Source organism: Burkholderia sp. LMU1-1-1.1, assembly GCF_040675865.1.
Lineage (GTDB): Bacteria > Pseudomonadota > Gammaproteobacteria > Burkholderiales > Burkholderiaceae_D > Rugamonas.
In genome coordinates this window covers 1-19233 of record NZ_JBEGHG010000027.1, presented here as the reverse complement: position 1 = coordinate 19233, position 19233 = coordinate 1, and the positions used below count along the sequence as shown (strand labels likewise).

Sequence of the window (19233 nt, the reverse complement as noted above, 5' to 3'; positions counted from 1 at the left end):
ATCCCGAACAGGACCGTGAAACAACTCTGCGCCGATGATAGTGCTGCAACCAGTGTGAAAGTAGGTTATCGTCAGGCTAGTTATAAGAAGAAGCCCACCAGGTGATCCTGGTGGGCTTTTTTGCGTCTGCGGCCCGTGTCCTAAAATACATCTGGAGACACGTAGGGCGGATTAGCGCAGCGTAATCGGCCATGCATGCGCCGCCAACGGATCAAAGATGGCCGATTACGGCGTTCCGCCTAATCCGCCCTACGTGTCTTCGCGTCACGCAACCAGATTTGCCCCCAAGCGCTTGCCAAGACAAAGCAACGTCAACGTCGGCGGCAATCCCCAAGGTCCGGGAATCACCGAAGCATCACAAACAAACAAATTCCGCGTCTTGGTCTGCAAATCACTATCAACCACCTCGCCAATACGCAAACTCCCGCCAGGATGCGCAGCGAAATGCCAGCTTTTAAAGATCTTTTTCGCCCCGGCCGCCCGTAGGATCTCGCGCGCCATGCCAACCCCGGTCGCCAGCTTGGCACGATCGCCGGCGGTCAACGTCTTATCCACCCAGCGCGGCCCGATACCCCCACCGATATCGTCACGTATCTTCACCATCAAAGTCAGCGTCTTCGCATGCGACATCAGCCGGTCAAACCGCCCGACCTGCGCCGCGAATGCCTGATACATCGGCTTGGGCAACGTCATATCCGCCAGCGCAATACCTTCCTCGTGCAGATACATCCCGGCCGCCATCGGCACCTCGGCACCGCCGTCGATATCATCCACCACGCCCATCACCGCGATCACCGGATCGCTGAAGAAAGCGCTGCTTTCCGCGTGTAGACCGGAACGATGCAACAGACGCGGACTGCCGATACCGCCTCCGGCCAACACCACGTTCGCGCCGAACGCCTGGTGCATTTCACCATCCCGCCGATAGCGCACGCCGGTCGCACGGCCGTGTTCCACGATCACTTGCTCCACCTTGGCCTGGTCGATCAGGACCGCGCCAAGCTGAACGGCTTCATCGATGAAATCCCGGGCGGTCCACTTGGCGCCGAACGGACAACCATAGACACAACGCCAGCAACCGGTGCGGCATGACTGCGGGCGGATCAGTTTGTCGAGCTTGCGCCATCCGAGCTTGCGCGCCATGGCGCCTTGCTGGATGCGCTTGGCCATCGGGCCGATCAGCTCGTCCGGTAGCGGCGCCATCGGCAACTCGGCGCGCAGCGATTCCAATGCCGGCGCCAGATCGATGCCGTGGGCGGCGAACATGGGCAACGGCGGCGGCGCGGCGGTGGCGAAGTTGATCGTCGACGTACCGCCTGCGGCCACGCCGCTGACCAGCAGCGAAGCGTCGCGGTGGATGAACGCGCCCTTGCCGGGAACGGCGGCGATGCCGGCCATCTGCGACAGCGTGCCTTGCAGTGGCACCGCGCTGCCCTGTTCCAGCACCAGCACGCGCAGGCCGCGCCGCGCCAATTCGCGCGCGACGCTGGCGCCGCCCGGGCCGCTGCCAACAATGATGGCGTCATAGTTCTCGGTGCTGGGCTGGCTCATGGGTTGTTGGGTATTTGAAAGCGGCTGGTGCAAGCGCACCATCCCATTCTATCCCACGATGCGCCGGCGCCGCGTTGAACAACCGGTTGTGACACTTGTGCCAAATTGGAACAGGCGACGCCGAATCACCGGGGGTGCGGGCGTGGCATGGCGTTTGCTCAATGACTGTATAAATCTTAAAACCAGCCAGGAGACATCATGCATCATCCATTCCGCATTCTCGCCGCCACCACCGTGCTCGCGGCGGTGGCCTTCACTTCCTTGTCCGTCTACGCCCACGGCAACGTGGTGCCGCAGGCGGTCGACACCACCGGCCTGACGGCGCTCGGTGAAAAGTGGCTCGACCAGAACCCATACCGCGGTAATCCGCTGGCGTTGAAGATCGGTTCATCCGCCTACAACCAGAACTGCGCGCGCTGCCACGGCCTGGAGGCGGTCACCGGCGGCATCGCGCCCGATCTGCGCCTGATGGACCGCGACTGCACCGACGTCAAAAACGAGACCAAGAAAAAGGCCTGCTACAAGGAGACCGACAACTACTATCTGAGCTCGATCCGGCATGGCAAGGTGCGCAACGGCGCGGTGTATATGCCGCCGTTCGAGGGTGTCTTCAACCAGGAGGCCATGTGGGCCATCAAGACCTATCTGGAAGCCCGCCGCGACGCCGCCAAATAATCGGGAGCCCATCATGCCGATCGCCCGCTGGCGCGCCGCCGCGCTGATTCCGATGGCCGCCGCTCTACTGGGCGCGGCCGCCCCCGCCCATGCCGACTGGGAAAAGATACGCCAGTCCGGATCGCTGAAGGTGGCCGTGTACGACCAGTTCGCGCCCTTTTCCGAGCGTGGCGCAGGCATAGACGTGGACGTCGCGCAGGCGTTGGCGACGAAGCTGGGCCTCAAACTCAGCCTGCTGCCGTTTCCAGCCGGTGAAAACCTCGGCGACGACCTGCGCAACATGGTGTGGAAGGGGCATTACCTCGGTTATGGTCCCGCCGACGTGATGCTGCATGTGCCGGTCGAGCCGCTGCTGATGAACGAGAACGACAAGGTCGCCATCTTCGCACCCTACCATGTGGAGACGGTGCGGCTGGTGCGCAGCGCGCGCGCGATGCCGGCCTTCGACGGCATCGATGCATTGGCCGGCAAAACCGTCGGCGTCGAAAAGGTCTCCATCGCGGCGATGGTGTTGCTGGGTGAAGGGAATGGCCGCTTCCGCGACAAGGTGCGCATTTTCGATACGGCGGCCGAGGCGCTGGCGCAGCTCAAGGCCGGCCAGCTCGACGCCGTGCTGGCCAACCGTTCGGAAATCGACGCCGTGTTCCGCGACGATCCGGCCTTCCCGTTGAACGAGGTCGCCTTTCAGCGCCTGCCGCGTGCCGGATGGGCGGTCGGCATGGCCGTGCGCAAGGACGATCTCGAGATGGCGAAACTGCTGCAGGCGGCCGTCAACGAGATGAAGGCCAGTGGCGAGCTGAAAGCCATTTTCGCCAGGTATGGTGTGCACGAGCAGGCGCCATGAGGCAGCGCGCGGTGGTGGCGGCGGGCGTGCTGTTCGCCTGCGCCGGCGCGGCGGCCGACGACAGCGCGCCGGCGACCTATCCGGCGGCGTCAGTGCTGTCGGTCGATATCGTTGGCGTGGCGCCGTTGCCCGGTATCGGCACGGACCGCAACCAGCTGCCGTACCAGGTGCAGACGGCCGGCGGGCGCGCGCTCGACGCCCCGGCCGGCCGCAATCTCGGCGAGTTCATGGCCCGTAACCTGACGGGGGTGAACGTCAACGAGATCGCCGGCAGCCCGTTCCAGAACGACATCACCTACCGCGGCTTCCGCGCGTCGCCGGTGCTCGGTTCATCGCAAGGCATCTCGGTGTATCTGGACGGCGTGCGCGTCAACGAGCCGTTCGGCGATGTCGTCAACTGGGACATGCTGCCCGAGGCGGCGATCGGCGGCATCATGCTCGCGCCGGGATCGAATCCGCTGTATGGGCTCAACACGCTGGGCGGAGCGCTGGTGCTGGCGACCAAAACCGGTAAAAGCCAGCCCGGCGTGGACGCCGACGTATCGACCGCCAGCAACGGCCGGCGCCGCGCCGACATCGCTTACGGTTACGATAGCGCCGACAGCGGCGGGCGGTGGAATGCATTCATCGCCGCCACCACCTTCCACGACCGCGGCTGGCGCGACCATTCCGACGGACGGCTGGGCAATGTCTACGCCAAGCTGGCCGGCACCGCCGGCGACAACGACTGGAGCGTCGCGCTGCTGGCGGCGAGCAGTCGGCTGATAGGCAACGGCCTGCTCCCCGAGGCCTTGTACGGGGACGATCGCCGTGCCGTCTATACTTCGCCCGACGAAACGCGCAACCGCCTGCGCCAGATCGTCTTCGACCTGACGCACCGCTTCGACGGCCACACCGAGCTGGCCGTCGCGCTGTATGCGCGCGGCAGCCGGCGCGACACCGTCAACGGCGACATCAACGACGACTATGCCGAGGGCGAGAGCGCGCACGCGGCGTCCTACAACACCACGTCGACCCGGCAGAGCAGCCATGGTTTCAGCGCGCAGTTCAGCAGGCATGCCGACTCGCACCAGCTGGCGGCGGGCCTGACCTTCGACCGCGGCACCGTGGGCTTCGCGCAGTACGAGCGGGAAGCGGACTTCGCCCCCGACCGTTCGGTCGTCGTGGATGCGGAGGCGGAACGCGAGGCCGGTTCCTCGGTCGACGGCGCCGCCCGCGCGGCCGGCCTGTACGCCGCCGACACATGGACCGTGGCACCCGACACCTGGCTGACCGTCTCCGCGCGGTACAACCATGCCAGAGTGGGCAACCAGCTACGCCGCGACGAGGAGACGCAGCCGCGCGAAACGTTCGACTACCGCAAGCTCAATCCCGCCATCGGTATCGCGCGCCGGGTGGCCGGCGGCGCGACGCTGTTCGCCAACCTGTCGCAGAGCAACCGCGTGCCGACGGTGATCGAATTGGGTTGCGCCGATCCGGAGCGGCCCTGCCGTCTGCCGGTGGGGCTGCAATCGGACCCCTTTCTGAAGCAGGTGGTCTCGCGCACCGCCGAAGCGGGCGTGCGCTGGCGGGGCGCGCGTGGCGACACGGCGTCGCTGTCGCTGTACCGCACCGTGAATCGCGACGACATCCTGTTCCGCAGCGCCGCGCTGGCGCAGCAAGGCTACTTTGCCAATTTCGCCCGTACCCGCCACCAGGGCGTGGACCTGGGCGTCACCGGCCGCGCCGGCCCGTGGTCCGTGCGGCTGAACTACAGCTATCTGGACGCGACCTACGACGCGCGGGGCGATCTGTTCAGCGGCACGCGCGACGTCCATATCGTGCCCGGCACCCGTCTCGCCGGACTGCCGCGCAATACGGCCAAGCTGGGACTGGAGTGGAGCGCGACGCCGGCGCTGACGCTGGGCGCGGACCTGGTGGCGACCTCCGACATGGCCACCCAGGGCGACGAGGACGGCGCCGCCGCGTCGGCGGGGCGCGACTGGCGCATCCGCGGCCACGCGCTGCTGGACGCGCACGCCACCTACCGTCCGGCGCCGAAATGGGAGTTGTACGCGCGCGTGACCAACCTCGCGGACCGCCGTTACGAAAGCTACGGCGCGGTCGGGGTGGACATGTTCCCCAATGGCGCCCTGGCGCCGCCCGGTGGCGGCGAGGCCGGGATGGCGCGCTTTGTCGCACCCGGCGCGCCGCGCTCGGTGGCGGCCGGGCTGCGCTACCGTTTCTAGAACTGGTACTGGGCGCCGACGCCCAGCAGCCAGTTGCGGCCGGGGGCCGCTTCGTAAAAGCGTTTGTTGGTGTCGCCGACGATCAGCGATCCCACGTACCGCCGGTCCGTCAGATTGTTCGCCCGCGCGAACTGCTTGAAGCGCCAGCCGCGCCATTGCTGGCTGGCGGTGACGCGCGCATTGAGCACGCCGTAGCCGGGCGCCGGTTGCTCGGTATTGCTGTCCTCCGCGTAGATCTTGCCGCTGGCGATACCCTCCAGCGCGGCGCCGAAGCGGCCGCCGGCCTCTTTCCAGGCCAGTTCGGCGTAGGCGTTGGCGTTGGGGACGCCGGGCAGCCGGCTGCCTTGCAGGACCACACCGAAGGCCTCGTCGTAGACGGCGCGCAGGGTGGTCAACGCCACGCGCGTGCTCAGGCCGTGGCGCCACGCGCTGTCGAGCGACAGCTCGAACCCCTGGCGCAGCGTGCGGCCGGCGTTGCGGTAGCTGGTGCGTCCGCCACCGCTGCTGTCGACCACCAGCTCGTCGCGGGTGCGGACCTGGAACACGGCGGCGTTGATCCGCGTGCCGGTGTTCAGCCGGGCCTTGACGCCGGCCTCCAGGTGCGTGCTTTGCGCCGCCCGCAGCCGGAAGTTGAAGCCGCCGCCTCCGCCCGAGTAAAACAGCTCGTTGAGAGTCGGCGTCTCGAAGCCGCGCGCGGAGCTGGCGTAGACGTTCAGCGTCGGCGCCAGTTTATACAGCACGCCCAGCACCGGTGTGGTGTGGCTGAAATCGAGGCTGCCGCTATCGTCGCCGTTGCCGCGGAAATGGTCGTCCACCGAGATTTTCACGGTGCTGTGGCGCAGGCCCGCGCTCAGCATCCAGGCGCCGGCCTCCCATTCCGCCTGAACGTAGGGATCGACGCTGGTGACCTTGTCGGTCTCGTCTCGCCGCAGCGCGCCCTTGACGCCGAAGCGCGTACCGATGAAGTTCTCGAAGCCCTGGCGCGCGTCGCTGGAGCGGCCGTATTCCAGGCCGACCGTGGTGCCGAGCTTTCCGCCCGCCAGCTGGCTGACGTGCAGCCAGTTCAGGTCCGCGCCGTAAAAGTCGCGCTCGAAATCGACCACGCCGCCCGAGTGGCTGGCCGGCGCCTGGAAGGCTTTGGAAAACGCCTGGTACTGGATCACGCCGCGGTTGCCGCCATAGACGGTCGCGCGCAGGCGGTCCTCGCCGAAGCGCTGCTCCCAGCTGGCGCCGATCTGCTGGTGGTCGATGCTCTTGCGGGTGTCGTAGCGGTCGGCCAGGGTGCGCTTCGGGCTTTGCGGGTCGGCGGCGTCGGTTTCGCCGGCGCGCGGGTCGCGCAGGTAGGTGGCCCAGCTGACGCCGAGCGCGTCCTGGGTGTCGTCCTGGCGCAGCGCGCTGGCGACGATGGTCAGGCTGGCCCCCGCCAGCGGCGTCAGGGTCAGTTTGGCGAACGCCTGGTCGCGGGTCGCGGCGCTGTGGGCGCGGTAGCCGTCGGTCTCGAAGCGCGAGGCGTCGAGCACATAGCCGATGCCGGCCTGCTTGCCCTGCGCGTTCAGGTCGGCCTTGCGGCTGCCGTAGCTGCCGGCGGTGAGCGTGGTCTCGATCGCCGGCGCACCCTCGCCGTCGCGCGTGAACATCTGGATCACGCCGCCGGAGTGGTTGCCGTACAGAGCGGAGAACGGCCCGCGCAGCACTTCGATGCGCTCGGCCATGTCCAGATTGAAGGTGGCCGCCTGGCCCTGGCCGTCCGGCATGCTGGCCGGGATGCCGTCGGCGATCAAGCGCACGCCGCGCACCCCGAAGGCCGAGCGGGCGCCAAAGCCGCGCGAGGAGATCTGCAGGTCCTGGGCGTAGTTCTGGCGGTTTTGCGCCACCAGGCCCGGCACCGCCGCCAATGCCTCGCTGGCGTTGACGCGCGCCTGGCCGTCGCGGATGCGCGCGGCGTCCAGCACGTCGACCGAGGCGGGCATGTCGAACACCGTGTGGCCCACGCGGGTGGCGCTGACCACCACCACGTCGGCCGGCACCTCGGCCAGGTCGGCCGCCATGGCGCCGCCGCCGAGGGCGAACAACGCCGCCACCGCGTTGAGGGGGAAAAAGGCTTGCTTCATGTTGTCTCCGTGTTTTTGGTCGTTGTAATGACGACCGGTAAGCAATATACCTGCCATCCGGTGTTTGTGGCACGACGCTTGCAACCGTAACCGCATTTACCCTGAAAGGCGATTTTATGAACAACCTGCGCTTGCTCTCCCGCCTCGTCGTCGCGCTGCTGGCCGCGCCGGCCTTTGCCGCGCCGCTGGCCTATGTGCCGAACGAGAAATCCGGTTCCATCAGCGTCATCGACACCGCCAGCGACACCGTGCTGCGCCAGATCCCCGCCGGCAAGCGGCCGCGCGGCATCGCCGCCGATCCGCGTGGCGCGCGGCTGTTCGTCACCGACGCCGCCGCCGGCGCGCTGCTGGTGATCGACGCCGCCAGCGGCGCGGTGACGCGGTCGATCGCGCTTGGCAAGTCACCCGAGGGCGTGGGCGCCTCGGCGGACGGCCGCTACGTCGCCGTCGCGGTAGAGGAGGGCAACAGCGTCGCGCTGATCGACGCGCACGAAGGCAGGGTGCTGGCCGATATTCCAGTGCGCGGGAAAAATCCCGAACACGCGGTGTTCAGTCCGGACGGCCGCTGGCTGCTGGTCAGCGCCGAGGAGGCGGAGCAGGTCGACGTGATCGACGTCGCGGCGCGCCGCCAGAGCGGTTCGATCGCCGTCGGCCTGCGCCCGCGCGGCATGGGCTTCAGCCCCGACGGCGCCCGCGCCTATGTGGCCTGCGAGCTGGCCAACGCGGTCTACGTGATCGACATGGCGACGCTGGCGGCGGTGGCGCGGGTGCCGGCCGGGCGCAACGCCAACGGCATCGCCGTCCATCCCGACGGCAGCCGGGTCTACGTCTCGAACGGCATCGACGCCAGCGTGATGGCGATCGACACCGCTAGCAACACGGTAGTGGCGACCATCGCCGTCGGCAAGCGCCCGTGGAACATGGCGCTGACGCCGGACGGCGCCAAGCTGTATGTCGCCAACGGCCGCTCCGACAGCGTTTCGGTCATCGATACGGCCGCCGCGGCCAGGCGCGCAGACGTCGCCGTCGGCGAACTGCCCTGGGGGGTGGTGATCCGCTGAGCCGCCGGCCGCGCTGCTCCATAGGATGACACCTGTTCCAAATATGAACAGCCGGCGCGGCGCGCAATGCCCCGCCGGCCGGGCTTTCCCCTCTCCGCGCGGGCCACGACGGTGCTGGCACGGTGCTTGCGAAAAAGAGTCTACGCACCAGCGACCGCCGCTCCGCCACGGAGCGGCCTCATAACCACAGCAGAAAGAGGACGACATGGATCTCGCAGACATCAGCAAACTAGGCGTAGCCAACCCATTCAAGGCGCGCTACGACAATTACATCGGCGGCAAATTCGTCGCCCCGGTCAAGGGCCAGTACTTCGGCAACATCACGCCGATCACCGGCCAGGTGTTCTGCGAGGTGGCGCGCTCCACCGCCGAGGACGTGGAGCTGGCGCTGGACGCCGCCCACGCGGCCAAGGACGCGTGGGGCAAGACCTCGCAGACCGAGCGCGCCAACATCCTTAACAAGATCGCCGACCGCATCGAAGCCAACCTGGCGCTGATCGCCACCGCCGAGACCATCGACAACGGCAAGCCTATCCGCGAGACCACCGCCGCCGACATCCCGCTGGCGGTCGACCATTTCCGCTATTTCGCCGGCTGCATCCGCGCCCAGGAGGGCTCGGTGGCGCAGATCGACGCCGAGACCTACGCCTACCACTTCCACGAGCCGCTCGGCGTGGTCGGCCAGATCATCCCGTGGAACTTCCCGATCCTGATGGCGGTGTGGAAGCTGGCGCCGGCGCTGGCCGCCGGCAACTGCGTGGTGCTCAAGCCCGCCGAGCAGACCCCCGCCTCGATCATGGTGCTGCTGGAGGTGATCGGCGACCTGCTGCCGCCGGGCGTGCTCAATGTGGTCAACGGCTACGGCCTGGAGGCGGGCAAGCCGCTGGCGTCGAACAAGCGCATCGCCAAGATCGCCTTCACCGGCGAGACCGGCACCGGGCGCCTGATCATGCAGTACGCCGCGCAGAACCTGATCCCGGTCACGCTGGAACTGGGCGGCAAGTCGCCCAACATCTTCTTCGAGGACGTGATGGACGCCGACGACGCCTTCTTCGACAAGTGCCTGGAGGGCTTCGCGATGTTCGCGCTGAACCAGGGCGAGGTGTGCACCTGTCCGTCGCGGGTGCTTATCCAGGAATCGATCTACGAAAAATTCATCGAGCGCGCGCTGGCGCGCGTGGCCGCGATCAAGCAGGGCAACCCGCTCGACGCCGGCACCATGCTCGGCGCGCAGGCGTCGAACGAGCAGCTCGAGAAGATCATGTCGTACATCGACATCGGCAAGCAGGAGGGCGCGCAGCTGCTGGCCGGCGGCGAACGCAATGTGCAGGGCGGCGACTTGAAGGACGGCTACTACGTGCGCCCCACCGTCTTCAAGGGCGACAACAAGATGCGCATCTTCCAGGAGGAGATCTTCGGGCCGGTGGTGTCGGTGACCACCTTCAAGGACGAGGCGGACGCGCTGCGCATCGCCAACGACACGCTGTACGGCCTGGGCGCCGGCCTGTGGACGCGCGACGGCTCGCGCGCCTTCCGCGTCGGCCGCGCCATCCAGGCCGGCCGCGTCTGGACCAACTGCTACCACCTGTATCCGGCGCACGCCGCGTTCGGCGGCTACAAGCAGTCGGGCATCGGCCGCGAGAACCACAAGATGATGCTCGACCACTACCAGCAGACCAAGAACCTGTTGGTCAGCTACAGCCCGAACGCGCTCGGCTTCTTCTAGCCATGCCCGCCGCGATCCCCCGCGTCACGGCGACCCCGGCGGCGCTCGACATGCTCGCCGGGCTGCGCCGCCGCCACGGTCCGCTGCTGTTCTTCCAGTCGGGCGGCTGCTGCGACGGCAGCGCGCCGATGTGCTATCCGGCGGGCGAGTTCGATATCAGCGACACCGATGTCTATCTCGGCAACCTGGACGGGACGCCGTTCTACATGGGGCGCGAGCAGTTCGAGTATTGGGAACACACGCAGTTGATCATCGACGTGGTCGACGGCAACGGCGGCATGTTCTCGCTCGACAACGGCACCGGCCGGCGCTTCCTGACCCGTTCGCGCCTGTTCAGCGACGAGGAGCTGGCGGCCCTGCCACCGCCGGCGCGGTAACGCGGCGGCAGATAAAAATCATAATAACCGGAGAAGATTGTGCAAAAATTAGTCATCGCATCGTTGGCGGGGATCTCGATCCTGACGCTGGCGCAGGCGGCCGATGTCACCACGGCCATGCTCAAGAACGCGGCCACCAGCACCGACAGCGTGCTGTCGTTCGGCCTGGGTTCGGAGGGCCAGCGCTACTCGCCGCTGGCGCAGGTGAACACCAAGACCGTCGCCAAGCTGGTGCCGGCGTGGTCGTTCTCGTTCGGCGGCGAAAAGCAGCGCGGCCAGGAGTCGCAGCCGCTGATCTACAAGGGCAAGATGTTCGTCACCGCGTCGTATTCGCGCATCTTCGCGATCGATCTGAAAACCGGCGCCAAGCTGTGGAAGTACGAGCACCGCCTGCCCGACGGCATCATGCCGTGCTGCGACGTGGTCAACCGCGGCGCCGCGTTGTACGGCAACCTGGTCATCTTCGGCACGCTCGACGCGCAGCTCGTGGCGCTCGACCAGGACACCGGCAAGATCGTCTGGAAGGAGAAGGTCGACGACTATGCCGCCGGCTATTCGATGACGGCCGCGCCGTTGATCGCCGACGGCGTGCTGCTGACGGGCGTCTCCGGCGGCGAGTTCGGCGTCGTCGGCCGGGTCGAGGCGCGCAATCCGCTGACCGGCGATCTGCTATGGACCCGTCCCACCGTCGAGGGCCATATGGGCCACCGCTACGACAAGGACGGCAAGGAAAGCGACAACGACGTCACCGGCACCTTGAACAAGACCTGGCCGGGGGAGCTGTGGAAGACCGGCGGCGCCTCGACCTGGATGGGCGGGACCTACGATGCCAAGACCGGCCTGGCCTACTTCGGCACCGGCAATCCGGCGCCGTGGAACAGCCATCTACGCCCCGGGGACAACCTGTACTCGTCGTCCACCGTGGCGTTGGATGTGAAGACCGGCCAGATCAAGTGGGCCTACCAGAACACCCCCAACGATTCGTGGGACTTCGACGGCGCCAATGAATTCGTCACCTTCGACATGGACGGCAAGCGGTTCGGCGGCAAGGCCGACCGCAACGGTTTCTTCTACGTGAACGACGCCAGCACCGGCAAGCTGCACAACGCCTTCCCGTTCGTCAAGAAGATCACCTGGGCGTCGGGCATCGACCTGAAGACCGGCCGGCCGAACTTCATCGCGGCCAACCGCCCGGGCGATCCGACCAAGGGCGAGGAGGGCAAGAAGGGCGGCACGGTGTTCGCGGCGCCCGCCTTCCTCGGCGCGAAGAACCAGATGCCAATGGCGTACAGCCAGCAGACAGGCTTGTTCTACGTGCCCGCCAACGAGTGGGGCATGGACATCTGGAACGAGCCGATCAGCTACAAGAAGGGCGGGGCCTACCTCGGCGCCGGCTTCACCATCCGGCCCCTGTTCGACGACTATATCGGCGCGCTGCGCGCGATCGATCCGAAGTCCGGCAAGATCGTCTGGGAGGTCAAGAACACGGCGCCGCTGTGGGGCGGCGTGATGACCACCGCCGGCGGGCTGGTGTTCTACGGCACGCCGGAGGGCTACCTCAAGGCGCTCGACGCCAAGTCGGGCAAAGAGCTGTGGAAGTTCCAGACCGGCTCCGGCGTGGTGGCGCCGCCGGTCACCTGGCAGGACGGCGATACGCAATACGTGGCTGTCGTTTCCGGCTGGGGCGGCGCGGTGCCGCTGTGGGGCGGCGAGGTGGCCAAGAAGGTCAATTTCCTGGAGCAGGGCGGCTCGGTGTGGGTGTTCAAGCTCTCCTCCAAATAACACGGTTCCTGTAATTTTCGGGCGGCTTCGGCCGCCCTTTTTTTTTCGGTCTACTTCTGAACAGTGTCACACCGCGATTGATCCGATCCGGCACAGGAGGCGCGCGCGGGGCGCCGCGCCGCCCGTGGCGGCGCGTGGGCACGCGAATTGCCATGACAGGCTTACATCGTTCGATGTGCACAACAATAACGGGAGATCGAAAAATGAAGACAGTAGTGATGCTGGGCGCGCTGGCCATCGCCGCGACGCAGGGCGCGCGGGCGGCCGATTTCAAGGCCGGCGACTGGAACGTCTCGCTGGGCGGCATCGTCAACGCCTACTACACGCAGGTGTCGTGTAGCGGCGACGCGGTCGGCGGGCTGGCGCTGGGCGGCAAGGCGGTCGGCTGCGGCGGCGAGAAGGACCGCACCACCATCGGCAACGGCCTGCTGCCGAACGGGCTGGTGACGTCGGCCACGTCGCGCCAGGGCGACTACGACGTCAAGGCGCTGATCGGCATCTACAACGCCACCGCCACCGACAGCGCGATCGCCGTCAACAGCGGCGTCGACGTGCGCCAGGCCTACTTCACCTTCGGTAACGACCGCATGGGCACCGTCAAACTGGGACGCGACAACGGCATCTTCGGCGCCACGGCAATCTTCGCCGACATGACGCTGATCGGCACAGGCGCGCCGGTGCAGGCCACCCAGCGCGGACGCGTCACGCTGGGCCACATCGGCGCCGGCTACAGCTACGTGGGCTACTATGGACAGATCGCCTACAGCGCGCCGAAGTCGTCGCTTGGCGGCTTCGGCCTCGACGCGGCGCTGGTCAGCCCCGTGGCCGACACGCCGATCGTGGCGGCGCCGGTGTACACGGCGAAAACCAGTCCGCAGTTCCAGGCGCAGGTCAGCTACGCCGCCGACGGCTTCAAGACCTGGCTGGGCGCGAAGTCGCAAAAGTTCAGCGCCACCGCGCCCGGCGTGCGCGACTTCACGATGGCGGGCGTGGAGGCCGGTGCGTCGTACCAGGCCGGCGCGCTGGGCGTGCTGGCCAACTTCCAGGGCGGCAGGGGGCTCGGCATCCTGTCCGACGCCGACCAGGGCGACACCAGGTCCAAGGCCTACTTCGTGCAGGCGACGTACAAGCCGGCGGACAAGGTCAAGCTTGGCCTGAGCTACGGCATCAGCCGCAACGACGACGACACCGCCGGCACGTTCGGCCTGAAGTCCAACGCCAACCTGACCGGCGGCGTGTACTGGTCGCTGACCAGCGCGATCACGTTGGTGGGCGAAGTGGGCCAGACCCGTTCCAAGGCGTTCACCGGCGCCGAGGCCAGGATGAACGGCGCCTCGCTGGGCGGCATCATCTTCTTCTGATGACGCGCGCCTCGAAGTGGCGGCGCGCGCTGTGCTGCCTTCTTTGCGCGCTGGCCGGCTTGCTGGCGCTGGCGCTTGGCGCCACGCCGTCGCGCGCCGGCGTGCTCGCGCGCGCCGATGTGGTCAAGCGCTTCCCCGCGCCGTGGATGGTGGGCGAGCGCGATGCCGAGCTGCCGGTGTGGCCCCTGTTCCGCCAGAACGCCACGGCCACGGAGCTGGTGGGCTACGTGTTCGAGTCGATCGACCTGGCGCCCATCCCCGGATTTGCGGGCGTGCCGCTGAACCTGATTGTGGCCATCGACGCCGGCGGCGGCTTCCTCGGCGTCGAGGTGCTGTCGCATCACGAGCCGGTATTCCTCGACGGCCTGGGCGAGGCGCCGCTGCGCCAGTTCGTCGCGCAGTACAAGGGGCTGTCGCTGAGGCAGGCCATCAGCATCGAGACCGGCGTGCGCCGCGCGCGCCATCCGGATGCCGCGCACGCCTACATCGACGGCGTCTCCAAGGCGACGGCGTCGGTGCGCATCATCAACCAGAGCGTGCTGGCGGCGGCGCTAAAAGTCTCGCGCAAGAAGCTCGGCCTGGCCGGCGGGCGCGATCCGGACCAGATCGCGCGCGTGCGCCAGGACGTGTTCCGGCCGATGGATGTGGAGCGGATGCTCGGTGCGGGGTTGCTGCGGCGTCTGCGCGTGAGCAACCGCGAGGTCGAACAGCTGTTCGCCGGCGGCGTCGGCGCCGGCCTCGACGCCGAAGCGCTGGCCCGTCCGGACGACAGCTTCATCGATCTGTACGTGGCCTGCGTGTCGGTGCCGTCGATCGGCCGCAACCTGTTGACGGCGGCCGGCTGGGACAAGCTGCGCGGGCGCCTCGAGCCGGGCGACCACGCGTTGATCGTCATCTCCTCCGGGCGTTACAGCGTCACCGGCGAGGACTTCGTGCGCGGCAGCGTACCGGAGCGCATCCTGCTGCGGCAGGATAAGCTGCCCATCGATATGCGCGACCTCGATCTGGACGTGCGGCTGGCGGTGCCGCTGGCGGCCGACAATGTCATCATCCTGCGCGTCATCGGCCAGGCCGGCCTGGATCCCGGGGCGCCGTTCGAGCTGGCGTTGCCGATCACCCGCAACAAGGGCATCGTCTACCCGGAGCGCATCACCCGCACGCTGTCGATCCGCTATCAACTGCCGGCCGACCTGTTGATCGCCGCCGACGGCGGCGACAAGTCGTGGCCGGGCGTCTGGCGCGAACGCCGCCTCGAGCTGGCCGCGCTGGCGGCCGGACTGCTGGTGCTGGCCGCCGCGCTGACGATGCGCAAGCGCCTGACGGCGCACGCGGCCCGCTTCGACTGGTTCCGCCGCGCCTATCTGCTGTTTACGATCGGTTTCATCGGCTACTACGCGCAGGGGCAGCTGTCGATCGTCAACCTCACCGGCGCGATCCAGGCGCTGACGGCGCGCCGCGGCCTGGAGTTCATGATGTTCGATCCGATGACGGTGGCCCTGTGGGTATTCGTGCCGGTGTCGCTGCTGATCTGGGGACGCGGCACTTTTTGCGGCTGGCTGTGCCCCTTCGGCGCGCTGCAGGAGCTGACCGGCAAGCTGGCGCGGCGTCTGCACGTGCCGCGGCCGCGCATCAAACCGCGGCTGGACGCGCATCTCAAGCGCGTCAAATACGTGGCGCTGGCCGGCATCGTCGCCAGCGCCTTCCTTTCCAGCGCGGTCACCGACAAGCTGGTGGAGCTCGAGCCGTTCAAGACCGCCATCACGCTGAACTTCGTGCGCGGCTGGCCCTATGTCGCGTACGCGGTGGGCCTGCTGCTGGCCAGCGGCTTGGTCTACAAGTTCTTTTGCCGCTACCTGTGCCCCTTCGGCGCCTTGCTGGCGCTGCTGGGCAAGCTTCGCCTGCTGAACTGGATACCGCGTCACAAGGAGTGCGGCGCGCCATGCCAGACCTGCCGCCACCGCTGTGATTATCAGGCGATCGCACCGTCGGGCAAGGTCGATTACGACGAGTGCTTCCAGTGCATGGATTGCGTGGTGGTCTACGAGAGCGACGAGCTGTGCGCATTGCGCATCGTGGAAATCAAGCGCCGCCGCGCGATACCGATACATCCCGCGAGGAGCGGCCTATGAAACGACGAACCTTCATCGCCAGCGCCGTGGGCACCCTGGCCGGCGTGGCCGGCTGCGCGTGGCCGACGGACGACACCTTGCACCACGGCGCGGCGCTCGCCTTCGGCACCGCCATCTCCATCTCGGTGGCGCATCCCGACGCCGCGCTGGCGGCGCGCGCCATCGCCGACGGCCTGCGGGCCGCGTGCGAGATCGATCGGCTGATGAGCATTTACCACCCCGGCAGCCAGGTGCACCGGCTGAACCGGGACGGCGTGCTGGCGCATCCCGACCCGCGGCTGCTGGCGGTGCTGGGGCAGGCCGCCGAGCTGTCGCGGCTGACCGGCGGCGCCTTCGACGTGACGGTGCAGCCCTTGTGGCGCCTCTATTCGCAGGCGGCGGCGCGCGGCGCGCTGCCGGCGGAGGCCGAGCTCCATCGCGTGCGGGCGCTGGTCGACTGGCGGCGCCTGTCGTTCGACGCGGAACTGGTCCGCCTCGGCCGCCCAGGCATGGCGTTGACGCTCAACGGCCTGGCGCAGGGCTACGCCGCCGACCAGGCGCTGGCGGCGGTGCAGGCGCACGGCATCCGCGACGCGCTGCTCGACACCGGCGAGTTTGTCGCGCGCGGGCAAAAGGCGCGGGGCCGGCCCTGGATACTGGGCGTGCGCGATCCGCGCGACCCCGGCGCGCTGGCCGCCATGCTGTACGCCCAAGGCTGTAGCGTGGCCACGTCCGGCGACTACGAATGCAGCTTCACGCCGGACCACCGGCACCACCACATCTTCGATCCGGCGCTGGGCGACTCGCCCGCCGAATTGGCCAGCGTGACGGTGCTGGCGCCGACCGGGATGCTGGCGGACGGCCTGTCGACCGCGTTCATGGTGATGGGCTGGGAGCGCGCCAGCGCGCTGGCGGCCCACTTGCCGGCGGTGGACCTGATGGCGATCGATAAGCGCGGGCGGCAGCGGCGCACGGTCGGTTTCCCGGCGGACGCCTGAGGCGGCGATGGGCGCCTTGCTACTTCAGGTGGGGCAGCTTGCGGTAGATCGTGTTGCGCGACACCCCGAGCGCGCGCGCGGTGGCCGAGACGTTGCCGCCGTGGGCCTCGAGCGAGCGCACGATGACCGACTGCTCCATTTCTTCGAGGTTGGCGCCGCTGGCCATCATGCGCGCGGCACCGGCGTCCGCGCCGGCGCGGTCGTCGCGCGCCGGTTCATGTTCTATATCGTCGAGGAAGTCGTCGGGCATATGCCGCAGGCCGATCTCGTGTTCGTCGCCGGCCATCACGAGCGCGGTGCGCAGCAGATTGGTGAGCTGACGGAAGTTGCCGGGCCAGCGGTGGCGGCGGAACAGGCCAAGGATTTCGTCGGAGACGTGGTAACGGCCGTTGTTGGACTCCGACGCCAGGATTTTCTTGACCACCGTCTCAAGGTCGGTGCGCTCGCGCAGCGGCGGCAGCTTGACCACCAGTCCGTTGAGCCGGTAGTAGAGATCTTCGCGGAACAATCCGCGCGCCATGCGCTCGCGCAGATTGTGATTGGTGGCGCAGATCAGCTCCACGTTCACCGGGATCGACTTGTCGCTGCCCAGCGGCGTGACCATGCGTTCCTGCAGCACGCGCAGCAGGCGCGCCTGCAGGCTGAATGGCATGTCGCCGATCTCGTCGAGGAACAGCGTGCCGCCGTTGGCCTGCAATATTTTGCCGACCGCGCCTTTCTTGCGCGCGCCGGTGAAGGCGCCGTCCTCGTAGCCGAACAACTCCGATTCGATCAGGGTCTCTGGGATCGACGCGCAGTTGACCGCCACGAAGGGGCTCGTCGCGCGCGGCGAATCGTTGTGGATCGCCTGCGCCAGCAGCTCCTTGCCGGTGCCGGTCTCGCCCATGATCATGATGGGGATGTCGCGTCCGAGCACGCGGGTGACCTTTTCGATCACCAGTTCCAGTTGCGGGTCTCCGGTGCGCAGGTAGCGCAGGCCCGACAGGCGGCGGGCGGTGGCCGCGGCCTGGTTGGCGGCCACCGCGCTGGTCGCCGGGGGCGCGCGTTCCGGCGCCAGAGATTGCTGGAACACGGTGTTCGCGAGCCGCAGCTGCGCGCGCCCGTACACCCGCACGCCGCTGTGCATGCATAGATCGAGCAGGCCGGGCGACGCGGTGCGGTTGTGGTCGTACAGCGCCGACACCGGCAGTCCGAACAGGGAGCTGAAGGTGTGCGACTGCAGCGCGGCGAACGACAGGCCGAGTTGGAACAGGCCGTTGCGGTTGGCCGCCAGGAAGCGTCCGCCGGGGCTGAAGGAGGCGATGCCCTCCATCAGCGTGCCGATGAACTCCGGCCGCGCATGGAAGTGCAACGTGATGCTTTCGTCGAAGGTGGCGGAGAACAGCTGGTTCTCGATCATCAGCGCCGACATGCGTACCAGCGCCATGGTGTGCTTGTGATAGCTGCGCTGGTCGCCCGAGACGTCGAGCACGCCGATCACCCTGCCGAGGTGGTCGGCGATCGGCGCGGCGGAGCAGGTCAGGAAGTGGTTGGCGGTCAGGTAGTGCTGGTCCGCGTGGACCAGCGCCGGCATGCGTTCGGCGATGGCGGTGCCGATGGCGTTGGTGCCGCGGCTACGCTCGGACCAGGCGACGCCGGGCTGCAGCGCGACGCGGCTGGCCTTTTCCAGGAAGTCGTCGTCGCCCAGCGAGTGGACGATCACGCCGTTGGCGTCCGTCAGGATCACCATGTTGTGGGTGTTGACGATTTGCTGGTAAAGCGTCTCCATCGCCGGGATGGCGTGGGCGTGGAGCAGGCGATTTTGCTCGATCAGCAGCGACAGGTCGTTGCGCGCCAGCGGACAGAAATCCGGCGGCGATTCGGGGCGCAGCCCATATTGCTGGGATCGCTGATGCGAGGTCTCTATGATGATGGGCATGTTGTCGGCCCACGACTCGCCGACAGACGAGGTGTTCAGATTTGGAGCAGTCTGGCGTTCCATATGGTTCTCTAGTCTCCGGCGGCCGTTATCGGCTCTGCTTCTAATGTAGCACCTGTGCGGCGCGTGGGCAAAAGCTTACTGCTCAGCCGTTGTTATAACCGTTTGTAAGCAAACGGGATGCCAGCGGAAAATAAATCTTGGCAGTTCGATCCGACCTTTGCTATAGTTCGCCTCCTCGCAAAACGGTGCACACAAAACAGCGTGTCGCAGAGTGAAGCGGGAAGAAAAAGAAGGTTGACGAAATAGGCGAAACGCTTCATACTCTTCCTTCTGCGCTGATGAACAAAACGATTTGTCAAGCGTGCAAGCAGTACCGAACAAGTTCTTTAAAAATTAACAGTCGATAAGTGTGGACGTTTGATGAAAGTGCACGCGGAGCCTCGGTTCCGCGATACTTAAAATATCAAATGTTCACAAGAAGTAATGAAAT

At 67.2% G+C, this 19233-nt stretch carries 13 protein-coding genes; 10 read left to right on the top strand and 3 right to left on the bottom strand.

The genetic code is table 11. From position 1 onward, the window contains the following. Nucleotides 1-264 precede the first annotated feature (264 nt). Nucleotides 265-1551 carry a GMC family oxidoreductase N-terminal domain-containing protein gene (locus MRBLMU1_RS21390; protein ID WP_363505435.1) on the bottom strand — a complete coding sequence of 429 codons (1287 nt, stop codon included), beginning with the start codon at nucleotides 1549-1551 and terminating at the stop codon, nucleotides 265-267. 198 nt (nucleotides 1552-1749) lie between these two features. Between MRBLMU1_RS21390 and pedF the strand changes: the two genes are divergently transcribed. The 3 genes from pedF to MRBLMU1_RS21375 are packed head-to-tail and all read left to right on the top strand — an operon-like array spanning nucleotide 1750 to nucleotide 5298. Beyond that, the gene (gene pedF / locus MRBLMU1_RS21385; RefSeq protein ID WP_315222963.1) at nucleotides 1750-2226 is read left to right on the top strand and encodes a cytochrome c-550 PedF; all 477 of its coding nucleotides are present in this window, start codon (nucleotides 1750-1752) and stop codon (nucleotides 2224-2226) included. 13 nt (nucleotides 2227-2239) lie between these two features. Then, nucleotides 2240-3070 (top strand): substrate-binding periplasmic protein, encoded by an 831-nt coding sequence (locus MRBLMU1_RS21380; protein ID WP_315222961.1) that lies wholly within the window; start codon nucleotides 2240-2242, stop codon nucleotides 3068-3070. Beyond that, on the top strand, nucleotides 3067-5298 hold the full coding sequence (locus MRBLMU1_RS21375; protein WP_363505430.1) for a TonB-dependent receptor: 2232 nt from the start codon (nucleotides 3067-3069) through the stop codon (nucleotides 5296-5298). Before MRBLMU1_RS21380 ends, MRBLMU1_RS21375 begins: the two co-directional genes overlap by 4 nt. Here MRBLMU1_RS21375 and MRBLMU1_RS21370 read toward each other — a convergent pair. Beyond that, a complete protein-coding gene (locus MRBLMU1_RS21370) occupies nucleotides 5295-7409 on the bottom strand; it encodes a TonB-dependent receptor family protein (RefSeq protein WP_363505427.1) in 2115 nt (704 codons plus the stop codon). The two genes, MRBLMU1_RS21375 and MRBLMU1_RS21370, sit on opposite strands and share 4 nt — an antisense overlap. Nucleotides 7410-7525: 116 nt before the next feature. Here MRBLMU1_RS21370 and MRBLMU1_RS21365 point away from each other — a divergent pair, with 116 nt between their 5' ends. The 7 genes from MRBLMU1_RS21365 to MRBLMU1_RS21335 all read left to right on the top strand — a co-directional run bounded on the left by MRBLMU1_RS21365 (nucleotide 7526) and on the right by MRBLMU1_RS21335 (nucleotide 16822). Then, nucleotides 7526-8470: a beta-propeller fold lactonase family protein gene (locus tag MRBLMU1_RS21365; protein ID WP_363505424.1), complete on the top strand. Its 945-nt coding sequence runs from the start codon at nucleotides 7526-7528 to the stop codon at nucleotides 8468-8470. A gap of 205 nt (nucleotides 8471-8675) precedes the next feature. Beyond that, complete coding sequence (gene adh, locus MRBLMU1_RS21360) at nucleotides 8676-10196, top strand: aldehyde dehydrogenase (protein ID WP_315222953.1); 1521 nt, start codon at nucleotides 8676-8678, stop codon at nucleotides 10194-10196. Between the two features lie 2 nt (nucleotides 10197-10198). Next, complete coding sequence (locus MRBLMU1_RS21355; protein WP_363505420.1) at nucleotides 10199-10573, top strand: DUF779 domain-containing protein; 375 nt, start codon at nucleotides 10199-10201, stop codon at nucleotides 10571-10573. A gap of 39 nt (nucleotides 10574-10612) precedes the next feature. Continuing rightward, complete coding sequence (locus MRBLMU1_RS21350; protein WP_363505417.1) at nucleotides 10613-12355, top strand: PQQ-dependent methanol/ethanol family dehydrogenase; 1743 nt, start codon at nucleotides 10613-10615, stop codon at nucleotides 12353-12355. Nucleotides 12356-12558: 203 nt separating this feature from the next. Beyond that, nucleotides 12559-13716, top strand: a complete 1158-nt coding sequence (locus MRBLMU1_RS21345; protein ID WP_363505414.1) for a porin — start codon at nucleotides 12559-12561, stop codon at nucleotides 13714-13716. Then, nucleotides 13716-15845 (top strand): 4Fe-4S binding protein, encoded by a 2130-nt coding sequence (locus MRBLMU1_RS21340; protein ID WP_363505411.1) that lies wholly within the window; start codon nucleotides 13716-13718, stop codon nucleotides 15843-15845. The genes MRBLMU1_RS21345 and MRBLMU1_RS21340 overlap by 1 nt, the downstream gene beginning before the upstream one ends. Then, a complete protein-coding gene (locus tag MRBLMU1_RS21335) occupies nucleotides 15842-16822 on the top strand; it encodes an FAD:protein FMN transferase (protein WP_363505408.1) in 981 nt (326 codons plus the stop codon). Before MRBLMU1_RS21340 ends, MRBLMU1_RS21335 begins: the two co-directional genes overlap by 4 nt. 19 nt (nucleotides 16823-16841) lie before the next feature. On the opposite strand, the gene MRBLMU1_RS21330 is transcribed toward MRBLMU1_RS21335, so the two are convergent. After that, nucleotides 16842-18803: a sigma-54-dependent Fis family transcriptional regulator gene (locus tag MRBLMU1_RS21330; RefSeq protein ID WP_363505405.1), complete on the bottom strand. Its 1962-nt coding sequence runs from the start codon at nucleotides 18801-18803 to the stop codon at nucleotides 16842-16844. Between the last annotated feature and the right edge of the window lie 430 nt (nucleotides 18804-19233).